Consider the following 6,591-nt stretch of genomic DNA (forward strand, 5'->3'; position numbering starts at 1 on the left):
TCAACCCCCTTTGCTTCGGCCTGGAAATCACGCGCCTGTTCGAGCAAGGGCAGTCCTACTTTGCTCCTGCTAAGGTGGAGACCTGGCTGCGGCAGCATGGCCAAAACCCGTCCGACTATGAGATCTCGTTTCACCAGGAACTGCCCCCTGCCGGCTCTTCTGCGGCGATGTGGATTCGCATCGACCTAAAGCGTTGGGATGGCCAGCCGGTGGATCCCTGGCTATTGGAAGAGATCAACCGGGTAGATTGAGAATGGATTGCTCTTGGGGAGAGCCAGTCCCCACAAAGTTGAGGCTGTTGTCTACCGATGCCCAGTGCCACCCTGTTGGTATCTTGCCCTGATCAAAAAGGGCTGGTAGCCAAGCTCTCCAGCTTCATCTACAGCTACGGCGGCAACATCATTCACGCCGATCACCATACGGATCCCGAGGCAGGACTGTTCTTGAGCCGCATCGAGTGGGACTTGGAGGGCTTCCAACTGGAGCGAGGGGAAATTGTCCCCGCCTTTTCGGGTATTGCCCGTGGGATCCAAGCCAACTGGGAACTGCATTTTTCCGACACTCGCCGTCGCATTGCGTTGTGGGCCAGCAAGCAAAGCCACTGCCTTTTGGATCTGATCTGGCGGCAAAGGGCCGGAGAACTGCCTGCCGAGATCCCCTTGATCATCAGCAACCACCCCGACCTGGAATCGGTGGCCCGCTCCTTCGGCATCGATTACTACCACATCCCCGTTTCTCCAGAGGGCAAAGCCGCAGCCGAAGCCCGTCAGCTCGCTCTCCTGCAGGAATATCGAATTGACCTGGTGGTGCTGGCCAAGTACATGCAGATCTTGAGTGGGTGGCTGCTCCGCCAAGCCCCGCCGGTCATCAACATTCACCATTCCACCCTGCCCGCCTTTGCCGGAGCCAACCCCTACCACCGCGCCCATCAACGGGGGGTGAAGATCATCGGCGCGACTGCCCACTATGCCACCGAAGATCTGGACGAAGGGCCGATCATCGAGCAAGACGTGGTGCGGGTCAGTCACCGCGATACCGTTGCCGACCTCGTCCGCAAAGGCCGCGACATGGAACGCCTAGTCCTGGCACGGGCAGTGCGGTATCACCTGGAGAATCGGGTGCTGGTGTACCACAACAAAACGGTGGTGTTTGCCTGATCAGCCCGCGGGCGCAGCGTCGCTCAACGGGATCCCTTTCTGGTTTCGTAGGAGAGCCAAGATCTCGTCCTTCACCTCCTGAAAAGAAGAAGTGCGCTTGAGGCTGTAGTCGCGCCGGCTGGGGAAATCAACTCGGATCTCCCGTTTCACCCGCCCAGGATGGGACGTGAGTACATAGATGCGCTGGGCCAAAAAGACGGCTTCTTCCACATCGTGGGTGATCATCAGGATTGAAGTGCGCGTGCGCTGCCAGAGATCCAGCAAAAACTCCTGCATGGTCTCCTTGGTTTGCACATCCAAAGCGCCAAAAGGCTCATCCATCAGCAAAATCTTCGGTTGGGCCGCCAGAGCTCGGGCAATGGCCACCCGCTGCTGCATACCGCCCGAAAGCTGCTTGGGCAGAGCCTTGGCAAAACGCTCCAGGCCGACGATCTCCAGAAAATAATCCACACGGGCTTCCCTTTCCTGCCGTTTTACCCCCTGCAATTTCAGGCCAAAGCCGACGTTCTCCGCCACGGTCATCCAGGGGTAGAGGGTGTAGGACTGGAACACGACTCCCCGATCCGCTCCCGGCCCAATCACCGGCTCCCCATCGACGCTGATGGATCCTCGGCTAGGCTGCTCCAACCCGGCAATCAGGCGCAGTAGGGTGGTTTTACCAGAGCCGGAAGCCCCCACCACACAGACAAACTCCCCCGACTCCACATGCAAATTCACCCCATCCAGAGCCAAGATAGGTCCACGACGGGTGGGGAAGGATTTGCTCAGGCCGACCACTTCCAAATGCACGACACCACCTCATAAAAAGGCCCAACGACAGGTCAAACGTACCAAGCGTCGCAGCAGCCAATCCAGCAGAAAGCCGATCAGCCCCAACACAATCAAGCACGCAAAAATCTCGTCGGTTCTAAAGAAGCGCTGGGCTAGCTGGATCCGCCTACCCAAACCCTCATTGGCGGCCACCAATTCTGCCACCACCACCAAGTTCCAAGAGGCAGCCATGTTGACGCGGAAGGTGTCGAGAATGTTCGGGGTGATGTATGGAGTGATCACCTGCAGCAACACCTGCCAGCGCCGCCCCCCCAAGGTGTAGGTGGCCTCGATCAGCTCTTTGGGAATGAACTTCACCGCATCCATGATCATCAGCATGTTGAAGAAAACGGTGCCGATGAAAATTAACCCGATCTTGGGGGCCTCATCCAAACCCAAGTAAATAATCAACAGCGGGGTGAAGGCAGGAGCGGGCATGTAGCGAAAGATGCCGCTAATCGGCTCGATCAAGGCGCGGATGCTGGCGAAGGTGCCCATGGCAATGCCGATGGGGGTCGCCACCACTGCTGCCAACAGAAAACCGCTGCTAACCCGACTGAAGCTGGCCAAGGTATCCTTCCACAGCAGGCCGTCTCGCCACAGGCGCAGCAGGGCCGCCCATACCGAAGGGGGAGAAGGCAAAAAACGCGGCGGTACCCACCCCGAGACCGATAGGCCCCACCACAAGCCGAAAGGCACCAGCACCGATAGCGCCGTCAGCAGCAAGGCCAAGGGGCGCGGGATCTCTTCGGCAATGCGCCAAAACACCGTCGGGGGCAGACTGGGGCGGGTGGGTGGAGGCGATTCAGCCGGAGCAGTCAGCATCGTACCTTACCTCACTGGTGGCCCATGAAGGGATCCCGGATATCTCTCACCGTCTAACACCCACCGACTCGGCATAGGCGCGAACGAAGCGGTCATCGAACAATGCCTCCAGATCCTTGGGCCCCTCCGAGATGAAGCCCACTCTCACCATGAAGTCCACCATTTGTCTGGCCGCATAGGGCATGTGCTGCATTCCCTCGCCGGGGCTGAAGGCTTTTAGGTTGTCTTCTATGGTGAAGAAACGAATGCCATCTTTGAACAGTTGCAGCTCCTCTGGGGTGACACCGGCACGTCTGGCCATGATTTCGTCGGCTCGCTGCGGGTTCTCCTCCATGAACTTCAAAATATCGAACCAGCTATTCACCAAAGCCTGCACCTGATCCGGCTGCTCGTCAATCAATTTTTGGCTGACCACCAACAAATCGGGAATGGCCCCTGGGAACTCCGCCGAAGAGAACAGCTCCTTGCTTCCAGGGCGCTCCAGGGCTGTCAACCAAAAGGGCGGAAAGGCTCCCACCGCATCCACCTGACCGGCAGCAAAAGCAGCGGCGGCGGCTCCGGTTTCCAAGGGCACAATGATCACATCGTCGCGGGAAAATCCCTCCCGCTCCAGCCCCAGCGTCAGCAGAAAGTCATCCACCACGCCTTCTTCCACAGCCACCCGCTTACCCACTAGGTCGGCAATGGTGTTGATCCCTTCCCGGACGATGATCTTGTCGTTGCCTGCCGAGTTGTCGTTGACCAGCACCACCACCTGACCATTCACAGATTTCGGCGCGAAGGAGAGCGTATCGTTCAGGGTTTGGGTATTGGCATCCAGTTGTCCGGCGGCAAAGGCTTCCATCGACTCAATGTAGCCATCGAACCAGCGCAACTGCACGTTGGCCCCATTTTTCTTGAAAATGCCCTCTTCTTCTCCAATGGCCCACGGCCACCAACCTGCCCAATTGCTGTAGCCCATCTGAATGGGGGGTCGGGCCAGAGCGGGAGAGGAGCTTCCCAGCAAAAGGGTGGGCAACAACCCCAGCACCCAGGACAAAAACCGGCGGCGACGCGAGATCTGTGGAGAAGAAGTCATAAGCCTGGAAGTTCAAGTAACTGTGCAGCCAGCTTGAGAATGGCTGTTCGCTGGCCTGGATTCTAGGGTCGGCTTGAGACGAGCAGCAAATAGTTAATTTGGCTACAAAATCCCCCAACTTGTTGCTTGGGTTGGCTTTGGATTTTCCGATCTTCCAGAGTGATGGGACTTAACCAAGGGGATCCCTCAGTACTCAAAGGTCATGGGTGGGAAGCGGGAAGGGCGGGATCTGAGCTGGGCGGGTTCAGAGGCAGGAGCGGGATCCCGAAAGGCTTTTGCCTCCTGCTGAAGGTGTTGCATGGCCTGCTCGATTTCCTGAAGTCGCGCGTGGATTTGCCCTTGCCGCTCTCGAATAAACTCTAGCTCTTGGTTGAGCCGCTGCTTTTCGACAGTGAGCTGCTGCATTTCGGCATAGAGGGCGGATTCGGTTTGGCGGCGAGGGATCGAGCGCAGCTTGGGGCGAGGTCGAGTTCGGGGCACACGGGGCAAGCTCATAAGGGGGGATCCCGGAAAACGGCTTGCGTCTATCCTAGCGTGCTCTTGGCGGCCCTTCTATTCCTAGGTAGGATCCATTCGTCCGGTGTGGAAAACAGCGATGGTGGAAACTGGAGCAGACCTGTTGCAACGCTACGGCAGCGGTGAGCGGGACTTCAGCAACAGCCAACTGGCCGGAGCTGATCTGGCCGGGGCCGACTTGGCCGGGATCGACTTGGGGGGATCCATTCTCCGCCAGGCAAAGCTGGCTTCTGCCAACCTGGAGCGGGCCTACCTGAGCGGCGCCGACCTCAGCCAAGCGGATCTGCAGGGATCCAACCTGCGGCTGGCCAACCTAGAGAAAGCCAAGCTGCAGGGATCCCGATTGCAAGGAGCCAACTTGCGTGGGGCCAACCTGGCGGAAGCGGACTTGAGCGAAGCCGATCTCAGCCAAGCGGACTTGGCGGGGGCCAATCTCACCGGGGCCAACTTGAGAGGAGCCCTTCTGGCCCAGTGCAAACTCAAGCTGGCCAACCTGCGAGGGGCCTGCTACGACGCCACCACTCAGATGGAAGCGGATATCACTCCAGCAGAGCTGGGCATGGTTCAAGCCTAGAGGGGGAAATGGGGCTAGTCCTCCGGCTCCAAGTCCAGGATCTCCTGAATTTCGGCATCGGTATAGCCCACCGCCCGCAACTTCTCCGATACCGTCTGAATCTCCCCTGGAGACAAATCCTGCTGCCGTACCCGATCCCAGAGATTGGCCACAATCTGCAGCAGCAAACCGCTGCTCTCCGCCTCAAACAGCTCAAAAGCCGTGGCTAGCTCAATGGCCTGCAACACCTCCTCGGCACTGCCAATCGGCTGATCGAGGGATCGTTCCTCCAGCTCCACCAGCAACTGGCGCAGTTGGTTCAGGCCATCCCCAAGAGCAGACATACAGCAGGCTCCACAACGGCACTCGAACCCTCACCCTAGCAGACCCCTATCGTTCCGCAAAAGGAATCCCGCCAATTCTGCAGCAGCTACAGCTATTCTGATTAAGAGAGCGATTCAACTGCAATCGAGGCGATTGTCGAGTCAGCATAGACAATCAACAACACCCAAACAACACCGAGAGGAGATGCATGAGTATGGCCCCAGTGAACGTCCTGCCCAATACCCCCCAGCCTTTAGCCGATGAGGGTGGCACCACCTTGGACTATGGCAGCGCGGTTTACCGGCAGGCCTACTCTCGCATCAACGGCATTGTGATCGAAGGGGAACAAGAAGCCCACGACAACTACCTCAAGCTGGCCGAGATGTTGCCGGAAGGGGCAGAGGAGCTGCACAAGCTGGCCAAGATGGAATTGCGGCACATGAAAGGCTTTCAATCCTGCGGCAAAAACCTGCAGGTAGAGCCGGATAGGGAGTTTGCCCGCACTTTCTTCGCCCCTTTGCGCAACAATTTCCAAAAAGCGGCAGCAGCCGGAGACCTAGTTACCTGCTTGGTCATTCAGTCGCTGATCATCGAATGCTTTGCCATTGCCGCCTACAACATTTACATCCCCGTCGCCGATGAGTTTGCCCGCAAGATCACCGAGGGGGTGGTCAAGGATGAATATCTGCACCTCAATTTTGGAGAGCGCTGGCTAGGGGAGCATTTTGGCGAGGTCAAAGGGCAGATCGAAGCGGCCAACGCCCAGAACCTGCCCTTGGTCTGGCAGATGCTGCAGCAGGTGGACCAGGATGTAGAAGCCATCTATATGGATCGCGAGGCCATCGTCGAGGATTTTATGATTGCCTATGGAGAGGCGCTGGCCAACATCGGCTTCAGCACCCGCGAGGTGATGCGCCTCTCAGCCCAGGGTTTGCGGGCAGCATGACCCACCTCAGCATTCATCCTCTGCCGGCGGACTGCAGTTCTAGGCTGGCTACAGGCGGGTATGGACATGTTTTGATGGGATCCATCAGTTATCCAAGCGGGTAAACCTTTATGTTCGGCCTGATTGGGCACTTGACCAGCCTGGCCCATGCGAAGCGGGTGGCAGACAAGCTGGGTTATTCCGAATATGCGGAGAGCGACCTGGAGTTCTGGTGCATGGCTCCCCCTCAGGTGGTGGACGAGATCACGGTAACCAGCATCACCGGCCAAAAGATTTATGGGCAGTACGTCGAATCCTGTTTCTTGCCGGAGATGTTGGCGGGGGGACGGGTGAAGGCAGCTTGTCGGAAAGTGTTGAATGCCATGGCCCTAGCCCAGCGGCG

General features: G+C 58.1%; 9 protein-coding genes and 1 pseudogene. 5 read left to right on the top strand and 5 right to left on the bottom strand.

The annotated features are described in order from the left end of the window. Together NW856_RS08580 and purU are read left to right on the top strand one after the other, a co-directional pair. On the top strand, positions 1 to 251 hold a 251-nt coding region (locus NW856_RS08580; protein ID WP_414399839.1), incomplete at its 5' end, for a hypothetical protein. A 57-nt stretch (positions 252 to 308) separates the two neighbouring features. Beyond that, positions 309 to 1,157 (top strand): formyltetrahydrofolate deformylase, encoded by an 849-nt coding sequence (gene purU, locus NW856_RS08585; RefSeq protein WP_414399840.1) that lies wholly within the window; start codon positions 309 to 311, stop codon positions 1,155 to 1,157. Here the strand turns inward: purU and NW856_RS08590 are convergent, their stop codons facing one another. The 4 genes from NW856_RS08590 to NW856_RS08605 all read right to left on the bottom strand — a co-directional run bounded on the left by NW856_RS08590 (position 1,158) and on the right by NW856_RS08605 (position 4,365). Beyond that, positions 1,158 to 1,946 carry an ABC transporter ATP-binding protein gene (locus tag NW856_RS08590; RefSeq protein WP_414399841.1) on the bottom strand — a complete coding sequence of 263 codons (789 nt, stop codon included), beginning with the start codon at positions 1,944 to 1,946 and terminating at the stop codon, positions 1,158 to 1,160. Between the two features lie 9 nt (positions 1,947 to 1,955). Then, complete coding sequence (locus NW856_RS08595) at positions 1,956 to 2,792, bottom strand: ABC transporter permease (RefSeq protein ID WP_414343731.1); 837 nt, start codon at positions 2,790 to 2,792, stop codon at positions 1,956 to 1,958. 46 nt (positions 2,793 to 2,838) lie between these two features. Continuing rightward, positions 2,839 to 3,870, bottom strand: coding sequence for an ABC transporter substrate-binding protein (locus NW856_RS08600; protein ID WP_414330863.1), 1,032 nt, complete (start codon positions 3,868 to 3,870; stop codon positions 2,839 to 2,841). A 186-nt stretch (positions 3,871 to 4,056) separates the two neighbouring features. Further along, positions 4,057 to 4,365, bottom strand: a complete 309-nt coding sequence (locus NW856_RS08605; protein WP_238376787.1) for a gas vesicle protein GvpV — start codon at positions 4,363 to 4,365, stop codon at positions 4,057 to 4,059. Between the two features lie 100 nt (positions 4,366 to 4,465). Here NW856_RS08605 and NW856_RS08610 point away from each other — a divergent pair, with 100 nt between their 5' ends. Next, a complete protein-coding gene (locus tag NW856_RS08610; protein ID WP_414351367.1) occupies positions 4,466 to 4,960 on the top strand; it encodes a pentapeptide repeat-containing protein in 495 nt (164 codons plus the stop codon). Positions 4,961 to 4,974: 14 nt separating this feature from the next. Here NW856_RS08610 and NW856_RS08615 read toward each other — a convergent pair whose 3' ends face one another. Continuing rightward, positions 4,975 to 5,283: a hypothetical protein gene (locus tag NW856_RS08615; protein WP_414330858.1), complete on the bottom strand. Its 309-nt coding sequence runs from the start codon at positions 5,281 to 5,283 to the stop codon at positions 4,975 to 4,977. Positions 5,284 to 5,477: 194 nt separating this feature from the next. Here NW856_RS08615 and NW856_RS08620 point away from each other — a divergent pair, with 194 nt between their 5' ends. Continuing rightward, entirely contained in the window at positions 5,478 to 6,209 is a 732-nt protein-coding gene (locus NW856_RS08620) for an aldehyde oxygenase (deformylating) (RefSeq protein WP_041436745.1), read from the top strand. A gap of 110 nt (positions 6,210 to 6,319) precedes the next feature. Continuing rightward, positions 6,320 to 6,591: pseudogene (locus NW856_RS08625) on the top strand (long-chain acyl-[acyl-carrier-protein] reductase); the annotation flags it as partial.

Origin of the sequence: Synechococcus sp. R3-13 (assembly GCF_047462195.1) — a bacterium.
Taxonomy (GTDB): domain Bacteria; phylum Cyanobacteriota; class Cyanobacteriia; order Thermostichales; family Thermostichaceae; genus Thermostichus.

What these genes read in the sequence shown, in the direction of transcription:
- NW856_RS08605 (WP_238376787.1), bottom strand. Translation starts at nt 4,365, where the DNA reads ATGAGCTTGCCCCGTGTGCCCCGAACTCGACCTCGCCCCAAGCTGCGC.
- NW856_RS08615 (WP_414330858.1), bottom strand. Translation starts at nt 5,283, where the DNA reads ATGTCTGCTCTTGGGGATGGCCTGAACCAACTGCGCCAGTTGCTGGTG.
- NW856_RS08620 (WP_041436745.1), top strand. Translation starts at nt 5,478, where the DNA reads ATGGCCCCAGTGAACGTCCTGCCCAATACCCCCCAGCCTTTAGCCGAT.
- NW856_RS08610 (WP_414351367.1), top strand. Translation starts at nt 4,466, where the DNA reads ATGGTGGAAACTGGAGCAGACCTGTTGCAACGCTACGGCAGCGGTGAG.
- NW856_RS08600 (WP_414330863.1), bottom strand. Translation starts at nt 3,870, where the DNA reads ATGACTTCTTCTCCACAGATCTCGCGTCGCCGCCGGTTTTTGTCCTGG.
- purU (WP_414399840.1), top strand. Translation starts at nt 309, where the DNA reads ATGCCCAGTGCCACCCTGTTGGTATCTTGCCCTGATCAAAAAGGGCTG.
- NW856_RS08595 (WP_414343731.1), bottom strand. Translation starts at nt 2,792, where the DNA reads ATGCTGACTGCTCCGGCTGAATCGCCTCCACCCACCCGCCCCAGTCTG.